Raw genomic sequence first — 20,104 nt, 5'->3', positions numbered from 1 at the left:
AACGCATTCCATGAGGCTGACCGAGCGAACGTTCTAGAGTAGAACGCGTTGCAGTATGGCTCGCCCGGACTTATCGTCGGTCCATGCGGACACGGGTCACGGACATGTTCGGAATCGAGCTCCCGATCTTCGCCTTCAGCCACTGCAGGGACGTGGTCGCCGCCGTCAGCCGCGCGGGCGGCATGGGGGTGCTCGGGGCTCTCTACTTCACGCCGGAAGAGCTCGAGGTGGAGCTCAAGTGGATCGACGACCACGTGGACGGCCGCCCGTACGGGGTGGACGTCGTCATGCCCGCCTCGTACGAGGGCGCGGACTTCGCCCCCGATGAGCTGGTCGGCCGCCTCCAGTCGATGATCCCCGACGGGCACCGCGCGTTCGTGGAGAACCTGCTGTCCAGGCACGGCGTGCCGGCGCTGTCCTCGGACGCCGACCCGGGGCGGGTGCTGCTCGGCTGGACGGACGCCACGGCCCGGCCGCAGGTCGAGGTGGCCCTGCGGCACCCGACCGCGCTGCTGGCCAACGCGCTCGGCCCGCCGCCCGCCGACGTGGTGGACCTCGCCCACGCGCGGGGCGTCAAGGTCGCCGCGCTCGCCTCGACGCCCCGCCACGCGCTCAAGCAGGTGGAGGTGGGCGTGGACGTCGTCGTCGCCCAGGGCACGGAGGCCGGCGGGCACACCGGCGAGATCTCCACGATGGTGTTGATCCCGCAGGTCGTGGACGCCGTGGACGTGCCCGTGCTGGCGGCGGGCGGCATCGGCAACGGCCGCCAGATGGCGGCGGGGATGGCGCTGGGGGCGGAGGGCGTGTGGACCGGATCCCTGTGGCTCACGGTCGAGGAGGCGGACACGCCGGAGATGGCCAAGCGGCGCATCCTGGCGGCCACGTCCCGCGACACGGTGCGCTCGCGCAGCTGGACCGGCAAGCCGGCGCGGCTGCTCAGGAACGAGTGGACCGAGGCGTGGGAGTCGGAGGAGTCGCCGGGCACGCTGCCGATGCCGCTGCAGTTCATGCTGGTGTCGGACGCGCTGCGCCGCATCGGCCGCTCGGACGTGTCGGAGCTGGCCACGTTCCCCGCCGGTCAGATCATCGGCGTCACCAACCAGGTCAGGTCGACCAAGGACGTGGTGTTCGGGCTGGTGGAGGAGTACGGCGAGGCGCTGGAACGCCTGGGGCGCATCACCGGCGACTAGATGCCTTTGAATGCCAGCGAGCTCGTGCGGTTGTCGAAAGACGGGTTGCCGGAGTTCTTCGTCAGATCAGCGTCGCTGGAGTACGGCTTCGCCTTGTAAAACGTGCCCTTGTAGTTTCTGCCGTCATATAGAAAGACCCAGTATCTACTGTTGTTCTTCACTGAACTCGCGCCGTTCTCGACCGCTCGATTCGTGCCATTCCAATTTCGCCCTACCCCGTCTTCCCCTCCGGTCCACGACAGGTCCCAAGCGTGTGAACCAAAACAGGCCTGTCCACCCTTGTAGTTGTCGTGCTCGTAGAGGCAGATCACCCCATCCCGGATAGAATTCCGAGAATCGGCGTGCGCAGCCGCCCCCGAAGTCCACGTGAAAGTGGCCATGGTGAGAAATGTGCAGACGAGGGCCTTCTTCATGAATGTCCTTTCCGTTCGGCCTCATGGCCGACGTCGAATAGTTAGTGTCGATCATGACTACATCAACACCGAAACTCAAGGACGAGGGCCCCTCGGTTTCGGACATGAACAGAGACTGCTCATCCGCTGCGAAACATCGTCAGGGATGACGCTCAGCGGCCGTGGCCGCCACGCGATCCGCTGCGGGCTGATCACGGCGTGGTGGACTTGATTGGCGGCATCTGGACCGCACCAACCACTAGCACTAGCGGGCGCGGTAGACGGGAGAGCGCTTCTCGCGGAAGGCGCGGGTGCCCTCCTTGGCGTCCTCCGAACCGATCACCGGCCAGCCGAGCTCGTCCGAGACCTTCAGCGCCTCGGGCTCGGCCAGGCCGAGCGTGTCGCGGTAGGTGCGCAGGATCGCTTGGACCGCCAGCGGGCCCGAGGCGGCGACGTCCTCGGCCAGCTCGCGGGCGGCCGCGAGCGCCTGCCCGTCGGGGACCACCCGGTTGACCAGGCCCATGGACAGCGCTTCCGCGGCCGTGATCGCGCGGCCCGTGAGCAGCAGGTCCATGGCGTGGCAGTACGGGATCTGCCGCGGCAGGCGTACGGCGCTCCCGCCCATGGGGAACAGGGCGCGCTTGGCCTCGAACAGGCCCAGCGTGGCCGACTCCGCCACCACCCGCAGGTCGGTGCCCACCAGCAGTTCGGTACCGCCCGCGACCGCGTACCCCTCGACCGCGCTGATGACCGGCTTGGCGGGCAGGTCCTGGCGCAGCAGCCCTTTCCAGTGGAAATCGGGGATCCGCGCGGCCCTGGCCTGGACCTCGGGGTCGGTGGACGGCTGCCCCATCGCCTTGAGGTCGGCCCCGGAGCAGAACGTGCCCTCGGCGCCGGTCAGGACGGCGACCCGGATCTCCGGCTCCGCCGACGCGTACGCCCAGGCCGAGGCCAGGCCGACCAGCATGTCCGAGGAGAGCGCGTTGCGGGCCTCCGGCCGGTTCATGGTGACGGTCAGGACGTGGCCGTCGCGTTCGACCCGGCAGTGGGGGGTGCTGATCGGCAGGAGCTCCACGGATGCCTCCGAATTGCTGAATCAAGCGCTTGCTACAAACTTTCGCCCCAGGATACGCTCCCCCCATCAAACGAGAACAGGTTCCTGTTTGGGTCCGGCCATGAGCAGGGGGAGTAGATGGGCACGCTCGGCTTCTGGAGGCTCGCGCAGGCCGACCCCGAGTGGATCGCCGCCGTCGACCCCGACGGTACGGAGCACCGCGCCGGCGACCTGCTGGCCCGCTCGAACCGGCTCGTGCACGGCCTGCGCGGTCTCGGGCTGGAGCCCGGCGACGGCGTCTGCGGGCTGGTTCCGAACGGCGCCGACGGGCTCGTCCTCTACCTGGCCGCGTTGCAGGCCGGGTGGTACTACACCCCGGTCAACTGGCATCTGACCGGCCCCGAGATCGCGTACATCGTCTCCGACAGCGAGGCGAAGGCGTTCTTCGTGCACCCGCGCTTCCTCCAGGAGGGCGCGAGGGGCGCCGAGGCCGTCGAGCCGGGGCGCCGGTTCGTCCTGGGCGGCCAGGCCGCCGGCTTCCGCCCGGCCCGCGAGCTGACCGACGGGCAGCCCGGCACCGCGCCCGATGACCGCACCGCCGGCGCCACCATGCACTACACCTCGGGCACCACCGGCAAGCCCAAGGGCGTCAGGCGCCACCTGAGCGGGATGGATCCGGACGACTCGGCCGAGCTGATGACGGGTCTGCTCGGGCTGTTCGGCATCACGCCGGGCCGCCCCAACGCCCACCTGGTGACCTCGCCGAGCTACCACACGGCAGTGACCCAGTTCGGCGGGAGCGCCCTGCACATGGGCCACACGCTCGTCTACATGGACCGGTGGGACGCCGAGGAGATGTTGCGGTTGTGCGAGCGGCACCGCGTCACCAGCTCCCACATGGTCCCGACCCACTTCAAGCGGCTCCTCGCGCTGCCCGAGGAGACCAGGCACGCGTACGACCTCTCCTCGCTGCGGTGGATGATCCACGCCGCCGCTCCCTGCCCGGTCCCGGTGAAGTGGGCGATGTTCGAGTGGTGGGGCGACTGCGTGTACGAGTACTACGCGGCCACCGAGGGCGGCGGCACCCTGGCCACGCCCGAGGGCTGGAAGGCGCACCCGGGCACGGTGGGCTCGGCCTGGCCGATCAGCGAGCTGCTCGTCGTGGACGACCAGGGCGAGCCGGTGCCGGCCGGCACCCCCGGGACGATCTACATGAAGATGATGGGCGTCCCGTTCGAGTACAAGGGCGATCCCGCCAAGACCGCCGCCAACCGGCTCAAGGACTACTTCACCGTAGGGGACATCGGATACCTGGACGAGGAGGGCTTCCTCTACCTCTGCGACCGCAAGGCCGACATGATCATTTCGGGCGGCGCCAACATCTACCCGGCCGAGATCGAGAACGAGCTCATGGTCCACCCGAAGGTGGCGGACGTGGCCGTGTTCGGCATCCCGGACGAGGAGTGGGGTGAGCAGATCAAGGCCGTGGTCGAGCCCGCGCCCGGCATCGAGCCGGGGCCGGAGCTGGCCGCCGAGCTGCTCGCGTCGCTGGAGGGCCGCCTGGCCAGGATGAAGTGGCCCAGGAGCATCGACTTCATCGCGGAGATGCCCCGCGACCCCAACGGCAAGCTGGTCAAACGCAAGCTACGCGACCCGTACTGGGAGGGACACGACCGTGCCATCTGATCCGCTGGTAGCCCGGCACGTTCTGGAGTTCCCGGGCGGTTACACGCGCACCACGGGCCCGGTGATCGGCCGGTTCCTCAGCGAATTACGCGGCCGCCGCATCGTCGGGGTGCGCACGAAGGAGGGCAAGGTGCTCGTGCCGCCCCTCGAGTACGACCCCGCGACCGGCGAACCGGTCACCGGCGAGTTCGTCGAGGTCGGCCCGGCGGGGACGGTGACGACGTGGGCGTACGTGCCCGAGCCCGGTGCGGGCCACCCGCTCGACCGCCCCTTCGCCTGGGCGCTGATCAGGCTCGACGGCGCGGACACCGCGCTCGTGCACGCCGTGGACGCGGGTGATCCTAGAAGGCTGCGGGCGGGCCTGCGGGTGTGGCCGGTCTGGAAAGACCGCCCCACCGGCCAGATTACCGACATTTCGTGTTTCGTTCCTGAGGTCACCGACATCGTGGCCAACGTCCGCACCGAGTACCGCCTCCAGGCGGGCGGCGCCCTCCGCGTCTTCCTGGAGGGCATCGAACGCGGCGTCTTCCTCGGCGGCCGCTGCGCCACCTGCGCCAAGGTGTACGTGCCGTACCGGCTGACCTGCCCGGAATGCGGAGACGCCATCCCGGAGACGCTCGAACTCCCCGACACCGGGACGATCACCACGTTCGCCATCAACAACCTGCCCGACCCGCGGGCCCCCGAGGTGCCGTTCGTGTCGGCGTACATCCTGCTCGACGGCAGCGACATCCCCATGATCGCCCTGATCGGGGACATACCAGCACACGACGTACGCCAGGGCATGCGCGTCAAGGCCGTCTGGGTCCCCGAGCACGAACGGACGGCGTCCATGGCGAACATCCGCTGGTTCGCCCCCACCGGCGAGCCCGACGTGGAGCGGCCATGAGAGACGTAGCGATCGTCGCGTTCGCCCAGACGCGGCACACGGGCCACGACACCGGCCTGACCGAGCCCGAGCTCATCGGCCCCGTGATCGGCGAGGTCAAGGAGCGCACCGGGCTCAAGCGGTTCGGCTTCACCTGCTCCGGCAGCTGCGACTACCTGGCGGGCGCCCCCTTCTCGTTCGTGTCGGCCCTCGACGCGCTCGCCGCCTGGCCGCCCATCTCCGAGAGCCACGTCGAGATGGACGGCGCCTGGGCCCTGTACGAGGCATGGGTGCGCCTCCAGCACGGCGACGTCGACTCGGCCCTGGTCTACGGCTTCGGCAAGTCGTCGCTGGGCGACCTGCGCACGATCATGACCCTCCAGCTCGACCCGTACTACCTGGCGCCGCTCGGGCTCGACCAGCTCTCCTACGCCGCGCTCCAGGCGAACGCGGCCGGCGCCGACCGGGCGGAGCTGGACGAGATCGTCAGGCGCAGCCGGGCCGACGGGCGGCGCAACCCGTACGCGCTCGACCTGCCGGACCCCGAAGGCGAGGACGTCGCCGTCCGGCCGCTGAAGACGACGGACGTGCCGCCCATCACCGACGGCGCCGCCGCCGTCGTGCTCGCGGCGGGCGACCTGGCGAGCCGGCTGTGCCCCCGGCCCGCCTACATCCGGGGGATCGCCCACCGCACGGAGCCCCACTACCTGGGCATGCGCGACCTGGCGCGCTCGGCCTCCGCCGCCGACGCCGCACGCGCCGCGGGGGTCGGCAAGGGCCCCGTCGAGGTGGCGGAGCTGCACGCCCAGTTCCCGCACGAGGAGATCATCCTGCGGGAGGCGCTCGGCCTGCGCGACGAGACGGAGATCAACCCGTCCGGCGGCCCGCTGGCGGCCAACCCCGTCATGGCCACGGGCCTCATCCGCGTGGGCGAGGCCGCGCGGCGCATTCACGACGGCGCCGCCCGCCGCACCGTCGGGCACGCCACGAGCGGCCCCTGCCTGCAGCAGAACCTCGTCACCGTGTTGGAGGCGTAGTGGGAAACCGTTGTGCTGTCGTCGGCATCGGGCAGACGCGCTACCGCAGCAGGCGCACGGACGTCTCGATCGCCGGGCTCGTGCGCGAGGCGGCGCTGCGGGCGCTGGAGGACGCCGGGCTGACGTTCAGGGACATCGACGCCGTCGTCATCGGCAAGGCGCCCGACCTGTTCGAGGGCGTGATGATGCCCGAGTCGTACCTGGCGGACGCGCTCGGCGCGGCGGGCAAGCCGATGATGCGGGTGCACACCGCGGGCAGCGTCGGCGGCTCGACGGCCCTCGTCGGCGCCTCGCTCATCCAGGGCGGGGTGCACGAGCGGGTGCTGGTCGTGGCGTTCGAGAAACAGTCGGAGTCGAACGCCACCTGGGCGCTTTCCACACACCTGCCGTTCAGCGCGTCCCTGGTAGTGGGCGCGGGCGGCTACTTCGCGCCGCACATCCGCGAGTACATGCGCACGTCGGGCGCCCCCGGCCACATCGGCACGCTCGTCGCGGTCAAGGACCGGCTGAACGCGCTGAAGAACCCGTACGCCCACCTGAGGATCCCCGGCATCGACCGGGCCATGGTCGAGTCCACGCCCATGCTCTGGGAACCCATCCGCTACCTGGAGACCTGCCCGTCCAGCGACGGCGCCTGCGCCATGGTGCTGTCGTCCGAGTCCGCGGCCACCGGCACCCCCGCCTGGGTGCACGGCACGGCCATGCGCTCGGAGCCGATCTTCCGCGCCGGGCGTGACACGGTCAGCCCGCAGGCGGGCAAGGACTGCGCGGCCGACGTCTACCGCCAGGCCGGCATCTCCGACCCGCGCCGCGACATCGACGTCGCCGAGGTGTACGTGCCGTTCTCCTGGTACGAGCCGATGTGGCTGGAGAACCTGGGGTTCGCCGCGGCAGGAGAGGGATGGAAGATCACCGAGTCGGGCGCCACGGCACTCGACGGTGACATCCCGTGGAACGCCTCGGGCGGCGTGCTGTCCAGCAACCCGATCGGGGCGTCCGGGCTGATCAGATTCGCCGAGGCCGCGCTGCAGGTGCGCGGGACGGCGGGCGAGCACCAGGTGGACGGCGCCCGCACGGCGCTCGGCCACGCCTACGGCGGAGGATCCCAGTTCTTCGCGATGTGGATCGTCGGACGCGACAGACCGTGACCTGCGAGGCAGGCCCCCACACCCCGGACCATGGGAAGGACTTCGATGGAGTTCAACCACGCTGACCTGTTCGAAGGGCTCGCGGACACGATCGGGGACAGGACGGCCGCCGTCTGCGGTCAGGACCGGCGCACCTACGCCGAACTCGACGCCGAGGCCAACCGGCTCGCCCACTACCTGGCGGACCTGGGCGTCCAGCCGGGCCAGCACGTCGGGATCCAGCTCTACAACGGCATCCCGTACGTCGCGGGCATGCTGGCCACGCTGAAGATCAGGGCCGTGCCGATCAACGTCAACTACCGCTACGTCGAGGCCGAACTGCTCTACCTGTACCGCGACTCCGACATCAGGGCGCTGATCTACGACGTGGAGTTCGACCCGAGGGTGAGCGCGGTGGCCGGTGCGGCGCCGCTGCTCGAGCACCTGGTCGCGGTCGGCGGGCCGTCGTCGATCGGCTCCGCGGTGCCGTACGCGACGGCTCTCGAACGCGGCAAGCCGGAACGGGGCTTCCCGCCGCGCTCCGGCCAGGACGTCTACATCATCTACACCGGCGGCACCACCGGACTGCCCAAGGGCGCGATGTGGCACGTCGAGGACCTGTTCATGGGCTTCGGCGGCGGCAACCCGTACGGCGAGCCGCGCGCCACCCCGCAGGAGGTCGTCGACGAGGCGGTCAAGGCCAACCCGATGGTGATGATGGCCGCGCCGCCGCTCATGCACGGGGCCGCGCAGATGGCCACGTTCATCGCCTGGTGGATGGGCTCGGCCATGGTGTACGTGCGCAAGTTCGACGCCCCGGAGGTGTGGCGGACGATCGAGCGGGAACGCGTGTTCACCCTGAACATCACCGGCGACGCCATGGCCAGGCCGCTGGCGGACGCGCTGGAGGGCGGCGGCTACGACGTCTCCTCGCTCCTCGTGGTCAGCTCGACCGGGGCCATCCTGTCCGGCGCCGTACGTGACCGGCTGCAGGAGCTGCTCCCGAACGTCATGATCCTCGACAACCTCGGCTCCACCGAGTCCGGCTACACGGCCTCGGGCGTGGCCGGCTCCTCGCCGGAGAAGGGCCTGCGCTACCAGCCCAACTCCGTGGTCAAGCTGGCCGTGCTCGACGAACGGCTCAGACCCGTCGAGCCCGGCTCCGGGCAGATGGGGACGGTGGCCAGGTCGGGCCGGGTGGCGTTCGGCTACTACAACGACCCCGCCAAGACGGTCCGCACGTTCGTCACCGACGAGGAGGGCACCCGCTGGCTGCTCACCGGCGACCTCGCGTCCGTCGAGACCGACGGCACGGTGAACGTGTTCGGCCGGGGCTCGCAGTGCATCAACACCGGCGGGGAGAAGGTGTTCCCCGAAGAGGTCGAGGCGGTGCTCAAGGGGCATCAGGCGGTGTTCGACGCGGTGGTGACCGGCGTGCCGGACGAACGCTGGGGGAACAGGGTGGCGGCCGTGGTCGAGCCTCGGGAGGGCGTCGAGGTCACCGAGGAGGAGCTGGACGCGCACTGCAGGACGTTACTGTCGGGGTACAAGGTGCCCCGTTCGTACGCGTTCGTGGCGGAGATGATGCGCTCGCCGGCAGGCAAGGCCGACTACCGCTGGGCACGAGAGATCGCGGAGGGCGGCTCGCCCGAAGCCCCGCGCGGGTGAGAGCGGCGCGGTTGCAGCCGTCACCGACGATCACGCATTCTACGCGCGGGTGAGGTGCCGGGGCTCCGGCTCCCACCCGCGATCACGGAGCCTGCGTGCGGGCGAGGCGGTGTAACTCGTCCTGGATCGCCGTCGCCTCGTCGTTCCGCCCGGCCCGCTCCATGAGCCGCAGCCGGCCGTGCAGCACGTCACGCAGTAACTCGGCCGGCCCCTCGCCGCGCCCGTCGGCCAGCAGGTCGCGCAGCAGCCCCGCGGAGACCCGCAGCGCGGCGTCGGCGGCGTCGTCCCTGGCCAGTTCCTCCTGGCAGAGGCCGAGCTTGGCGTGCGCCACGGCTCTGAACAGCGTGTCCCGGGTGACCTGCGCGGCCCGGTGGAAGACGAGCCCGGCCTCCAGCGCCCGGCCCGCCTCCATGAGGGCGTCGCCCAGCATGAGCATCGCCCTGGACAGCAGACCCAGCAGCATGGGATGGCCGGGCCCATGGCGTTCGAGCGCCGCGACCGCCTCCCGCAGCGGCTGGATCGCGTCGGCGGCCATGCCCCGCATCCTCAGCGCGGAGGCCAGCGTCAGGCAGGCGCCCGCCCGGCCCGTGTGCAGAGCCTGCGCTTCCATGCCCGCGGCCAGCAGCTCGTCGTAGATCGCGATCGCCTCCCGCGCTCTCGTCTCCGCCTCCGTCCCGCCGTCCAGCCCCAGCAGGGGCAGCAGCTCCGAGCTCTGCGCCAGCGAGTCGGCGAGGATCGCCCGGTGGGTGAGGTCGTCCGGCGACCGCCTGGCCAGCGGGATGAGCTGCTCCACGAGCGCGTTGGCCTCGGTGAGCTCGCCGAGCACCAGGTGGCACCTGGCCAGCCGCTGGATGGCCAGCGCGTGCTTGACGGTGCCGGGGGCGTACCCGGTCGCGGCAGTCCTGGCGTACCCGGCGGCCTCCTCGGCCCGCCCCGACGCCAGCAGGTCGTCGGCGATCGTCGCGGCGGTATCGGCGGTGGCCGCGTCGTCGGACAGCTGCACGAACAGTTCCAGCGCCTCCACCAGGTGAGCCAGCGCCTCCTGCCCCCTCCCGAACGCCCGCAGCACCTGCCCGCGCACCCGGACGGCCTCGGCCCGCACGTGCGGCAGCTCCTGTCCCGACGCCGCGGCCCGGTCCAGCTCCGCCAGCGACCAGGTGATCGCCTCCAGCGCGGCCTGCGGACGGTCGAGCACGGACAGGCCGGTGCCGAGCCGGGCGTAGGTGACGGCGGCGAGGGCCGGGTCGTCCAGCTCGTCGCAGAGATCGGCGGCGCGCTCGCAGTGGGCCAGGGCCTCGACGGCCCGGTCCTCTTCGAGCAGCCGGACGGCATAACGGTTGAGCACGTCGACCAGCACGCCGCCGGGCCGGCGGCGCGTGCCGGCCGTCGTGTCGCCCGGCCGTTCGCCGGGCCGACGGGGTTTGCCGCCCGGTCGTTCGCCGGGCCGGTCAGGCGTGCCGGCCGGTCGTTCGGTGAGGAGGTCGATGGCCTGCTCCATGACGGCGAGGTCGGCGTGGCCGATCCTGGCCAGGGCGGCCAGCGCGAGGCCCAGCTCCGTACGGTGCGCGCCTGACGCGGCGGCGAGGTTCCGGTGGACACGGATGGTCAGCTCGGCGGTCAGTTCCGTGGCCCGTTCCGGGGGCACGCGGGTGGTCCCGTCGTCTCCCGCCGGCGCTGCCGCGTCCCGGAACCTCGCGAGGCAGCGCCCGTACTTCGCGTGCAGTTCGGGGCCGGTGCCGCTCAGCGGCACCTCCCGCTCCAGAGCGTCGGTGAACGCCGCCAGCGCCGGCCCCAGGTCCGATACGTCGCCCGCGAAACCGGCCAGGGACTCGACCAGGGCCTCCAGCACGTCCACCCCCGGCAACGGCCGCATGCCGAGAATCCGCGCCCACAGAGCCACCCCGGCGGCGGGCCCTTCCTCAGCCACGCGCAGCCCGGCCAGCCTGATCAGCGCCAGCACGTGCGCGTCGACGAGATCCGGCGGGACACGACCGTGCTTCGCCAGCGACGCCGTCCCCTCCTCCAGCTTCGCCCTGGCCTCGCCACTCCGGCCGAGCTCGGCCAGGCACAACCCGCCCAGCTCCAGGCAGGTGGCGACCAGCAGCCCATCGCCGGACGCCGTGCCCGTGACGTCGAGGGCCCGGGTGACCGACTGGAGCGCGCCCTCGGGGTTCCGCCGGGCGAAGCGGATGCCGCCCTGGAGCCGCAGCGCGCCGGCGTGCGCCAGGGGATCATGGAGCCCGTCCGCCACGAGCCCCTCGTACAGCCCCGCCAGCCGGTCGGCGGCGGCCTCCGCGTCCGGTGGGCAACCGGCACGGGACAGCGCGACGGTCTCCAGGATGGCAAGCTCCGCCAGCTCCGTACGGAAGGCGGCGCTCGTACCGGTCTGCGGCTCGTAGGACTCGATCGCGGTGCGCAGGTGCGGAACGGCCTCCTCATGGCGGCCGAGCCCGGCGAGCGAGCGCCCGAGCGCCGCCGCGACCATGCCCACGGCGATCGCGTGGGGCCGATCCGGTACGGGATAGCGCTGCAACAGTTCGGCCGCCTGCATCGCGAGCGCGAGGCCGTCCCCGGCCCGCCCGGCGTCCGCCCAGGCGCGGGCGAGCGTCGCCTGCGCGGCCAGGTAGGCGTGGATCTCCTCCAGCCCCGGTACGCCCGCGCTCTCGAAGGACTGCCTGCACTCCGCCAGCCGCTGTTCCGCGCCGGACACGGCCTGCCCGGGATCGCGGGCGACCATCGCCAGCAGCCAGGGCCGTTCGACGTCGCGAACGTCCGGCGCCGTGCGCATCCGCTCCAGCCTCGCCCGCACCGCCGCCGCTTGCCGGGCGTGGCCGCCGGCCAGGTCGTACAGCTCGGCGGCGGCCTCCAGCTGCGCCGCGCCGTCGGCGGTCCTGCCCAGCTCGTCCAGGCAGAGGCCGAGCAGCCGCCGGGCGTTCGCCCGCGTCGCGGTGTGCCGCTCCGCCGCCACGCACATGACCTCCTGCAACGGGCCGAGCGCCGCCTCGGGCCGGTCGTCCGCCAGCAGCAACTCGCCCAGCACCAGCAGTTGCCCGGCCAGGCGGGTGCGATGCCCGCCCGGGTCGAGCGCGACCAGGGCACGCAGATTCCGTACGGCCTCCGAGGCGGAACGTGCGGCGGCGTCCAGGTCGTCCAGCCGCGTGTGGAGCCTGGCCAGCATGCACGCGGTCTCCGCCAGCATGGACCGCGGCTCCGGCCCCTCGGCGGCCAGGCCGCGCAGCCGTACGGCGGCCGCGCCCGCGGGGACGAGGGCGTCGGCCGGCTTGTCCCGAGCTTCGAGCCAGGCGGCGAGGAGGTGGAGGCGGCGGGCCACGTCCCTGCTCGTCGGGGCCACGTGCTCGACGGCGGCGGTGGCGGCCCTGGCCAGGCACGCGGCCAGCTCGGGCACCGCCGCGGGATCCGGCCCGTCGAACCGCATCAGCGGCGCGGGCGCGGCGACGGCGTCCGTCGTCGGGAAACCCGTTCCCCCGACCGGAACGCCGAGCGGCCGCACACCGCCCGTCGCCGCCGCTCCCGGCACGGACGGCACCACCCCGCCGGCCCCGGCCCCACCCGTCCAGACAACCGCCGTACCCGCCTCGCCAAGAGGGGAACCGGACCGCCCCAGGCGCGGAGCGGGGACGCTCGGCGGTGCCGGGGGTTGCGAGGTCGTGCCGGGGTGACGTGCGGCGGGCACGGACAGGAGGGCAGCCAGGTGCCCCGCGAACTCGCCGTCCCCGCCCGCCGCCTCGTACGCCCGGACCGCCTCACCCAGCCGCCCGGTCTCCAGCAGCGCGCACGCGAGGTTGTGGTGTGCCCGCGCGGCCGCATCCGCATACCGGGGGTCGTCCCCGGCCAGCTTCCGGAACCTGGCCGCCGCCTCCTGAGCGGGCTTGAGCGCGCCCCCGGCCTCGCCCGCAAGCAACAGGCAGGCCCCCAGGTCGAACAGCGCTTCCGCCCGTCCGGCAACCTCCTCGTACGGGGGAGCGGCCGCGTGGATCTCCACGGCCTCGGCCGCCGCGGCGACCGCCTCGCCCACGCGCCCCGCGGCCGCCAGCCGGCCCGACACCGTGGACAGCGCCTCCGCCAGGGCGAACCGCTCGCCTCGTGCCCGGTGACGGTGCACGGCCAGTTCGCCGAGCGTCACGTCGAGGGCCCGCAGGCCGAGCCGGTCGCCCCCGGCCCGTACAGGTAACGCGGCCATGGCCTCCGGTTCGGCGGGAAACAGCCCGAGTACGGCGTCGACCAGGTCGCCGAGCCGCGTCCCCGGACGGGTCACGGCCTCCTCGACCAGGTTGCCGGCCCTGGCCGTGACGAGCGTCCGCAGCGCCGACCTGACCCGCTCCCCACCCGCGGACACCCGCAGGACGTCCAGCATCCGTACGAGATGCCGGGTCGTCCGGCCGTCGAGGTCGTGCACGGCGAGCACGAGCGATTCGAGGTCCTCGGTGCCGGACAGGAGCTGTTCGGCCACGAGGTCAGGGCCCAGGGGAACGAGCCGCGGGACGAGCCGTTCGCCGCCGGGGAGGATCCGGCGGAGCCAGGCCACCACGTCGTGGACGGGGCCGTCGAGCCCGGGCCCGCTGGACGCGGCGTCGCGCAGTCCCGGCACGGCCGCGAGCAGGCCGGGCAGTTCGGCGGGCGTGGGCGCGGTGAGCGTGACCACCGCCACGGCCTGGCGCGCGGTCGCCGCGTCCACCGCCGTAGCCTGGCGCGCCGTCACGTCGTCCATCCGCTGGTGGCCGGCGGGCCGGGCCGGTGCCCACTCGTGCAGTTCGCGCGCGACGAACCGCTCCAGGAGCCCGCCGCGCGCGTGCTCGCCCTCGTCGCGCAGCCGCATCAGGGCGGCCAGGTGGACGTGGAGCGGCAGGCCGTACTCGGGATCGTCGAGATGGGGCGGGGCGGGCAGCGCGGCCCGGCTGGGGGCGAACGCCTTCATGGCGGCGCGGGCGTGCTCCGTCCGCTCGGGCAGGGTGAGCGGGCGGGTGTTGAGCTGGATCGTCGTGGTGTTGAGCCGCCGCAGCCAGCCGCCCGCCGCCGTGTCCAGGCGCCGCCACCACCCGGGCTCGCCCGGCTCGCGGGCCACGAGCAGGAGCCGTACGCGGGGGTTGCGGACATGCTTGGCCAGCCGCCGGATCAGCTCCCCCACCAGGGGAACGGACGGTTCGGGATGCTCGACGACGAGCAACGTCGGCCGGACGGCATCCAGCGCGGCACCGGCCCGTCCGCCCACCGCCGCGCAGCCGGCGGCCGCGTCCGGTTCGGGGTCCAGGTCGCAGAGCGCGTCGAGGGGGAGCAGGCCGGCGTCCCAGCCGGACCCCGCCAGCTCCGCGCACAGCTCGCCCGCCAGGCGCGACTTGCCGGTTCCCGCGCGGCCGGTCAGCACCGCGATCGACAGCGGGGCCGGTTCGGCGGCCCAGGCGCGCAGCCGCGCCAGCTCCTCCTCCCGCCCCAGGAAGGGCACGACGGCGTGACGGGCCTGCAGCAGCGTCCAGCCGGGGCCGTCCGGCGGCGGGTCGTCACGGGCGGGCGACAGCAGGTCGGCGAGCGGCACGGAGGGTTCGTCGCCGGTCACGGTCTCGAGCCGGCCGGGCGGCACGCCGGCCAGCTCACGGAAACGCGCGTCGCTCAGCAGCGCGGTCACCGGTACGGCGTCCAGCCGCGGTGCGGTACCTGAGGTGATCACGCCGATGAGCTGGCCGGCCGGTTCGGCGAGCAGGGCGGCGCCCGGCAGGCCGCCCCAGAGCGAGCCCGGCACCGCGTGGCTCCCGGGATTCCCCACGGAGACCGTCAGCGCCTTCGACGCCGCGTCGGCCGGGGCGTCCACCACGCCGGCCAGCGTCTCGGCGTCGCGGAACCCGGCCCGCTGCCCCGCCCGCGGAAACCCTCTGGCCAGGCACCGTACGCCGGGTGCGGCGGCCCTGGCCCAGCGCACGTGTTCGATGCCGGGCAGTTCGGCCCACGGGGAGCCGGGCACCCGCAGCAGCACCGCGCTGGCCGCGCCGCGTCCACGCCACACCTGCTCTGCCGCGATCCACCGGGCCGACCAGGGCGCGCGCACCTGGCACGGCCTGCCGGGCCCGACCACCTGGCCGGAGGCCAGCACCAGGTCGGCGCCGATCACGTATCCGGATCCGGTCACGCCGACGAGGTCGTCGTGACCGGAGTAGACCTCGACGACCCGTTCGAGCGCGAGGCGGTGTGGTGGCGTGTCCATGGGTCCGCCCATTAGGTACGTCGCGACGTGTCGTCCCCCTCGAGCCTGTGATCTCAACTATCGCACTATGGCTGGGAAATTTCCGCCCTTGTCATGCCTTCGCGGATGTGAGCCACGCCGCCAGACCCAGATAGACCACGCCGCTCCCTAGCTCGAGCCGCCGGCGCGCCCTGGCGGACCCGCGGATCCGGCCGGCCAGCGCCGAGGAGAGCATCGCGTACGTGCCGTCCGACGCCACACCGAGCACCAGCCAGATCGCGCCGAGCAGCAGGATCTGCGGTCCGATCGGCCCGGCCCGCTGATCGGCGAACTGCGGCAGGAACGCCACGAAGAAGACGGCCGTCTTCGGGTTGAGCACGTTGACCACGAACCCCTCCCAGAACAGCCGCCGCTTCGACTGCACGTGCAGCTCGACGGTGTCCGCGCCGTCCTCGCCGCGCATCAGCTTGCGCACGCCGAGCCAGAGGAGGTAGGCCACGCCCACGTATTTGACCACGGTGAACGCCGTGGCCGAGGCCGCCAGCAGGGCGCTGATGCCCAGCGCCGCCGCGCCGATGTGGACCAGCGAGCCCGCGTGCACGCCGAGCACGGAGATGACGCCCGCGGCGCGGCCCTGCGCGACGCTGCGGGTGACGATGTAGACGACCGCAGGCCCGGGCACGAGCAGCAGCCCGAGGACGGCCACGCAGAAGACGGCGAGCGTCGCGATGTCTGGCATGCGGCCATCGTAGGAACGGCGTCAAAGGCTTTCTCGCAGCGCCTTCACGAGTGCTTCCGTGGCCGGTGGGTGGGGTGGTTCGCCGTAGACGGCGGCGTACACGTGCCGGGTCGAGCCGGGCACCTCGGTCACGTGAACGCCGGGGTGGCGGTGGGCGGTGAGCGCCAGCCCGGGCAGCAGGGTCAGGCCCAGCCCGGCCGCCACGAGGGCCTGCACGGCCACGATGTCGTCGCTGGTGAACGAGATGCGCGGCGTGAATCCCGCCTTGTCGCAGATGTCCAGCAGGTGGCTGCGGCACCGGTCGCAGCCCGCGATCCAGGGTGAGCCGGCATGCTCGGCCAGCCCGCTCTCCAGCCCTCCGGCCGGGGCGCTGGACACCAGGTAGCTGAGTTCGTCGAAGAGGTGGATCATGTGGAGGCCGTTGTCCTCCGGCGCGGTGTCGTCGTACCGGAACATCACCGCCACGTCGGCCCGGCCCGCCCGCAGCAGCCTGAGCGCCTCCGGCGGCTCGGTCTCCATGAGCTCCAGGCGCAGCCCGGGGTGGGCGGCGGCGAGCAGGCCGGCCGCCTTCGGGATGAACGTGCCGAGCGCGGAGGGGAAGGCGGCCAGCCGCACGCGGCCGGTGCGCAGCCCGACGTGGGCGGCCAGTTCCTCGGACGTGGCGTCGAGGCGGCCGATGATGTCGGCGGCGCGTTCGGCGAGCAGCCGGCCGGCGTCCGTGAGCCGGATGCCGCGCCCGGCGCGCTGGATGAGCTTGGCTCCCGTCTCCGCCTCCAGCCTGGCCAGGTGGTGGCTGACCGAGGGCTGGGAGTAGTGGAGTTCCCTGGCGGCAGCGGTGAGCGACCCCGTACGGGCGACCGCGACCAGGACGTGGAGCCGGGTGACGTCGAGCATCTATCAATCCTATCTATCGATAGGCCAGAAGACTTCTGTTGGACCTATCGATGCAAGTGGGACACGGTGGAAGGGAAGGCGATTTTCCAGGGAGTACCTCATGCGCACCGTCACCGCCGTCCGTCCGGGGCTGGATCTGCTCGTGTCCGGCATCTCCGCGATCGTGGCGCGCGAGATAGAGCCCCGCGACACCGCGCACGCCGTCGCCGATCTGCTCCGCGACGGCCTCCCCGGGCTCGACATCCTCACGCCGGAGGAGCGCGCGGGCTCACCCGACGGGTACGTCTCGCACGTGCTGCACGCCCAGGAGCGCTTCTCGGTGGTGGCGGTCGTGTGGCGGCCCGGCCAGTTCACGATGATCCACGACCATGTGGCGTGGTGCACGTTCGGCATCCTCAGCGGCATCGAGTACGAAACCCTCTACCGCGACATGGGTCACCATCTGGTGGAGATCGGGCGCGCGGCCAACCGCCCCGGCGAGGTCAGCGGGTTCGCGCCGCCCGGTGACATCCACATGGTGCGCAACACCAGCGACGAGGTCGGGGTGTCGCTCCACGTGTACGGCGCCGACGTGAGCCGGCTCGGCAGCAGCGTGCGCCGCGTCTACGACCTGCCCGTGAGGTAGCGACCTCCACCGGCCGCCCGGCGCCTGACGGCGCCGGGCGGCCTTTGCGCGCGCTCCCGTCGCTCAGGAGCCGGTCGTCCTCGCGCCCAGATAGGAAGCGAAATTTGTGCAACTTGTATTGCGCAAATTTCCTTTCGCTTCTATGGTGGAATCATGGTCACCGAGAAGAACCATCGCGTCAAGGACATCGACACGCTCAAGGCGCTGGGCCACCCGCTGCGCATCAAGCTCTACCGCGCGCTCTTCATGGTGGGCACGGCGACCGCGTCCCAGCTGGCCGACAAGGTCGACGAGGCCGTGTCCCTGGTCAGCTACCACCTGCGCAAGCTGTCCGCGCACGGCATCATCGAGGAGGCCGAGCCGGGCAGCGGCGACGGCAGGGAGCGGTGGTGGCGGCCGGTCTCCACCACCGTCAGCACCAGGGACGAGGACTGGCGCGACGCCCCAGAACGGGCCGCCGTCCACACCGCCGTCTCCCGCGTGTACGCCCGCCAGCGAAACGAGATGTACGAGGAATACCTCGACAGCAAGCACGCGTGGAGCGACGACTGGCGCGGCGCGTCGTTCAGCTCCGAGTTCCTGTTCACGCTCACGGCCGAGGAACTGCAGGAGCTCGGCCGCGAGCTCGGCGAGCTGGTCGCGAAGTGGCGCGAACGCGGCACGGCGGCCCGCGAGGCCGGCGACACGCAGGGCCGCGAAAATGTCGCCCTGCACGTCAACGCTTTCCCGTTCCGCGTCTGAAGCGACCCGCTCCCCGCCCCGAAGCGATCCACTCCGTGCCTGAAACGACCCCTGGGAGGGCCGATGAACACCGACCTGTTCCTGTACGTCGAGCGCGTCCGCGCCCTTGAACTGCGCGCCGAGGCTGAGCGCAGCCGCCTGGCCGAGACACCCGTCCATGCCGCCCGCCGCTGGGAGACCCGCCTGGGCTGGGCACTGATCGAGATGGGCCTGCGGCTCGTCCACCGCCGCCCCGCCCACTCCTGACCGGTGCCCGCCTCAGGCCAGGACGTCGTGGAGCGCCGGCGCCGGGTGGACGCCGAGCTCGGTGAGCAGCGCTTCGACGCGCTCGGCGTCCAGGGGGTCGACGGGCAGGACGTGGCGGGTCCACCAGCGGGCGTGGGCCTGGGCGGGGCCCGGTCGCACCAGGGCGAGATAGTCGCTCAGCGGCGGGTCGTAGATGAAGCCGGGCACCACGCCGCGCCGTTCGAGGGCCCGCACCACCTCGTCCCGCTGCCGGACGAGCAGCGGGACGCGGAGCAGGGGCAGGGCCAGCCCTTCCTTGACGCCGTCGGCGGCCCAGGGCGTCGCCCGCAGCCTCTCGACGCCGACGATCCTGCGCCCGCGTTCACGTTCGGCCGTGCGCAGGCGGGTCAGCTGGTAGCGGCGCAGCCCCGCGGTCTGACGCGTACGCCAGGCGGCCTGGTCGACGCGGAGCCAGCGGTCGAGCGCCGACAGCCGCGCGTTCTCGTCGCTCAAGGGCATCGCCAGCGTGGCACGCAGCTCGGGCTCGCGCGCGGCCACGCGGTGCCCCTCCCAGCGGGCTCCCCAGGATGCCAGGCCGGTCGCCTTCATCGCCTGCCACACGGGGCCGGTGAGCCCGGCCCGGGCGACGGCTTCGCGGGCCATCGGCCGCAGCAGGTCACGCAGGTGGCCGTGCCAGGTCCCCGGCCGCAGCAGCGTGTCCAGCGTGCCCGCCGCCCCGGCGAGCCGGGCGGTGTCGGCGCTGGTCAGGAAGCCGCCCGACATGGCGCGGCCGTGCTTGGCCAGGCTCAGCACCCCGACGTCGCCGAAGGTGCCCAGCGGGCGCCCCGCCACCTGCACACCCAGCGCGTGGGCGGCGTCGTCGACGAGCACGAGGCCTCGTTCCCTGCAGGCGGCCTCCAGCTCGACGATCCGGTCGGGCTGACCGTACAGGTGGGTGGTGACGACGCAGGCAAGCCCCCGGTAGTCGACCCTGGCCGGGTCGATGTTGCCGTCGCGGATGCTGACCGGGGCCATCACCGGCTCCAGCCCGGCGGCCAGGGCGGTGAACAGCACGGTCTCGCAGTTGGTCGGCGCGATCAGGACCCGGTCGCCCGGCCGCGTCCAGTGGCGCAACGCCAGGTAGAGGCCGAGCCGCGCGGAGGGCACGTGCACGCACGGCTGGCCGAGCCGCCGGGCCATCGCCGCCCGCAGCATCATGCCGCACCCCGCAAGCGGGGGCGGCGCGCCTCTCCCGACGCGATGACGCCCGTGGCGTTGCCCAGCGCGTCCTTGTACTCCGATTCCGCCCTCACGCTGAGGTCGATGGTGCGAACCCCGGCCGCCGCGGCGGCCTCGGCCATCCGTACGTGCTGGATCAGGCCCGCCTTCGTCCGATACTGCCCGGACTTCCACCGGCGCAGCAGGCTGAACTGCTGCGGCCGGCCACGCTGCATCGCCCGCCACGCCGCGAGGGCCTCGGCGGTCAGCTCCCCGGGCCGTACGACGTCCAGCGTTCCCACGTGCTCGGTCCAGCGCGGGTGCGAAGGTTCGTCCACGTAGTACAGAGATTGCGTCACGACGATCACTTTCATGCGACGAGCGCCGCCACCCCCGACGACGCAGCCGGCGCCAGGGGCCGATCAGGTGGCGCACCACCGGACGCCG

General features: G+C 72.6%; 16 protein-coding genes. 9 read left to right on the top strand and 7 right to left on the bottom strand.

The features are described 5' to 3' along the window. Nucleotides 1-83 precede the first annotated feature (83 nt). A complete protein-coding gene (locus tag ACTWPV_RS37420) occupies nt 84-1,190 on the top strand; it encodes an NAD(P)H-dependent flavin oxidoreductase (RefSeq protein WP_443155408.1) in 1,107 nt (368 codons plus the stop codon). Here ACTWPV_RS37420 and ACTWPV_RS37415 read toward each other — a convergent pair. Both ACTWPV_RS37415 and ACTWPV_RS37410 read right to left on the bottom strand, forming a co-directional pair. Further along, nucleotides 1,187-1,603, bottom strand: coding sequence for a peptidase inhibitor family I36 protein (locus ACTWPV_RS37415; protein ID WP_443155407.1), 417 nt, complete (start codon nt 1,601-1,603; stop codon nt 1,187-1,189). The two genes, ACTWPV_RS37420 and ACTWPV_RS37415, sit on opposite strands and share 4 nt — an antisense overlap. A 244-nt stretch (nt 1,604-1,847) precedes the next feature. Further along, a complete protein-coding gene (locus ACTWPV_RS37410; RefSeq protein WP_443155406.1) occupies nt 1,848-2,657 on the bottom strand; it encodes a crotonase/enoyl-CoA hydratase family protein in 810 nt (269 codons plus the stop codon). A gap of 117 nt (nt 2,658-2,774) precedes the next feature. On the opposite strand from ACTWPV_RS37410, the gene ACTWPV_RS37405 reads away from it, so the two are divergent. From ACTWPV_RS37405 to ACTWPV_RS37385, 5 genes are read left to right on the top strand one after another with little or no spacing between them, the layout of a single operon-like run. After that, nucleotides 2,775-4,322 (top strand): acyl-CoA synthetase, encoded by a 1,548-nt coding sequence (locus ACTWPV_RS37405; protein ID WP_443155405.1) that lies wholly within the window; start codon nt 2,775-2,777, stop codon nt 4,320-4,322. After that, nucleotides 4,312-5,211: a Zn-ribbon domain-containing OB-fold protein gene (locus ACTWPV_RS37400; RefSeq protein WP_443155404.1), complete on the top strand. Its 900-nt coding sequence runs from the start codon at nt 4,312-4,314 to the stop codon at nt 5,209-5,211. The genes ACTWPV_RS37405 and ACTWPV_RS37400 overlap by 11 nt, the downstream gene beginning before the upstream one ends. Then, on the top strand, nt 5,208-6,227 hold the full coding sequence (locus ACTWPV_RS37395) for a lipid-transfer protein (protein ID WP_443155403.1): 1,020 nt from the start codon (nt 5,208-5,210) through the stop codon (nt 6,225-6,227). Before ACTWPV_RS37400 ends, ACTWPV_RS37395 begins: the two co-directional genes overlap by 4 nt. Then, complete coding sequence (locus ACTWPV_RS37390; protein WP_347643366.1) at nt 6,227-7,375, top strand: thiolase domain-containing protein; 1,149 nt, start codon at nt 6,227-6,229, stop codon at nt 7,373-7,375. Before ACTWPV_RS37395 ends, ACTWPV_RS37390 begins: the two co-directional genes overlap by 1 nt. Before the next feature lie 45 nt (nt 7,376-7,420). Further along, entirely contained in the window at nt 7,421-9,022 is a 1,602-nt protein-coding gene (locus ACTWPV_RS37385; RefSeq protein WP_347643367.1) for an acyl-CoA synthetase, read from the top strand. A gap of 82 nt (nt 9,023-9,104) precedes the next feature. Here the strand turns inward: ACTWPV_RS37385 and ACTWPV_RS37380 are convergent, their stop codons facing one another. The 3 genes from ACTWPV_RS37380 to ACTWPV_RS37370 form a co-directional block, all read right to left on the bottom strand. Next, a complete protein-coding gene (locus tag ACTWPV_RS37380; RefSeq protein ID WP_443155402.1) occupies nt 9,105-15,236 on the bottom strand; it encodes a hypothetical protein in 6,132 nt (2,043 codons plus the stop codon). Between the two features lie 91 nt (nt 15,237-15,327). Continuing rightward, nucleotides 15,328-15,954 carry a LysE family translocator gene (locus tag ACTWPV_RS37375; RefSeq protein ID WP_347643369.1) on the bottom strand — a complete coding sequence of 209 codons (627 nt, stop codon included), beginning with the start codon at nt 15,952-15,954 and terminating at the stop codon, nt 15,328-15,330. 21 nt (nt 15,955-15,975) lie between these two features. Continuing rightward, nucleotides 15,976-16,848, bottom strand: a complete 873-nt coding sequence (locus tag ACTWPV_RS37370; RefSeq protein ID WP_347643370.1) for a LysR family transcriptional regulator — start codon at nt 16,846-16,848, stop codon at nt 15,976-15,978. Nucleotides 16,849-16,948: 100 nt separating this feature from the next. Here ACTWPV_RS37370 and ACTWPV_RS37365 point away from each other — a divergent pair, with 100 nt between their 5' ends. The 3 genes from ACTWPV_RS37365 (at nt 16,949) to ACTWPV_RS37355 (ending at nt 18,460) form a co-directional block, all read left to right on the top strand. Continuing rightward, a complete protein-coding gene (locus tag ACTWPV_RS37365; protein WP_347643371.1) occupies nt 16,949-17,473 on the top strand; it encodes a cysteine dioxygenase family protein in 525 nt (174 codons plus the stop codon). A gap of 153 nt (nt 17,474-17,626) precedes the next feature. Then, nucleotides 17,627-18,214: an ArsR/SmtB family transcription factor gene (locus tag ACTWPV_RS37360; RefSeq protein WP_443155401.1), complete on the top strand. Its 588-nt coding sequence runs from the start codon at nt 17,627-17,629 to the stop codon at nt 18,212-18,214. A 63-nt stretch (nt 18,215-18,277) separates the two neighbouring features. Beyond that, a complete protein-coding gene (locus ACTWPV_RS37355) occupies nt 18,278-18,460 on the top strand; it encodes a hypothetical protein (RefSeq protein WP_347643373.1) in 183 nt (60 codons plus the stop codon). Nucleotides 18,461-18,472: 12 nt separating this feature from the next. Here ACTWPV_RS37355 and ACTWPV_RS37350 read toward each other — a convergent pair whose 3' ends face one another. Together ACTWPV_RS37350 and ACTWPV_RS37345 are read right to left on the bottom strand one after the other, a co-directional pair. Next, nucleotides 18,473-19,657 carry a DegT/DnrJ/EryC1/StrS family aminotransferase gene (locus ACTWPV_RS37350; RefSeq protein WP_347643374.1) on the bottom strand — a complete coding sequence of 395 codons (1,185 nt, stop codon included), beginning with the start codon at nt 19,655-19,657 and terminating at the stop codon, nt 18,473-18,475. Beyond that, nucleotides 19,654-20,016, bottom strand: coding sequence for a hypothetical protein (locus tag ACTWPV_RS37345; protein ID WP_443155400.1), 363 nt, complete (start codon nt 20,014-20,016; stop codon nt 19,654-19,656). The genes ACTWPV_RS37350 and ACTWPV_RS37345 overlap by 4 nt, the downstream gene beginning before the upstream one ends. Between the last annotated feature and the right edge of the window lie 88 nt (nt 20,017-20,104).

This window comes from Nonomuraea sp. KM88 (assembly GCF_052245635.1).
GTDB lineage: Bacteria > Actinomycetota > Actinomycetes > Streptosporangiales > Streptosporangiaceae > Nonomuraea.
Note: the sequence above shows the minus strand (reverse complement) of the source record. Positions and strands in the feature narration are given on the sequence as shown.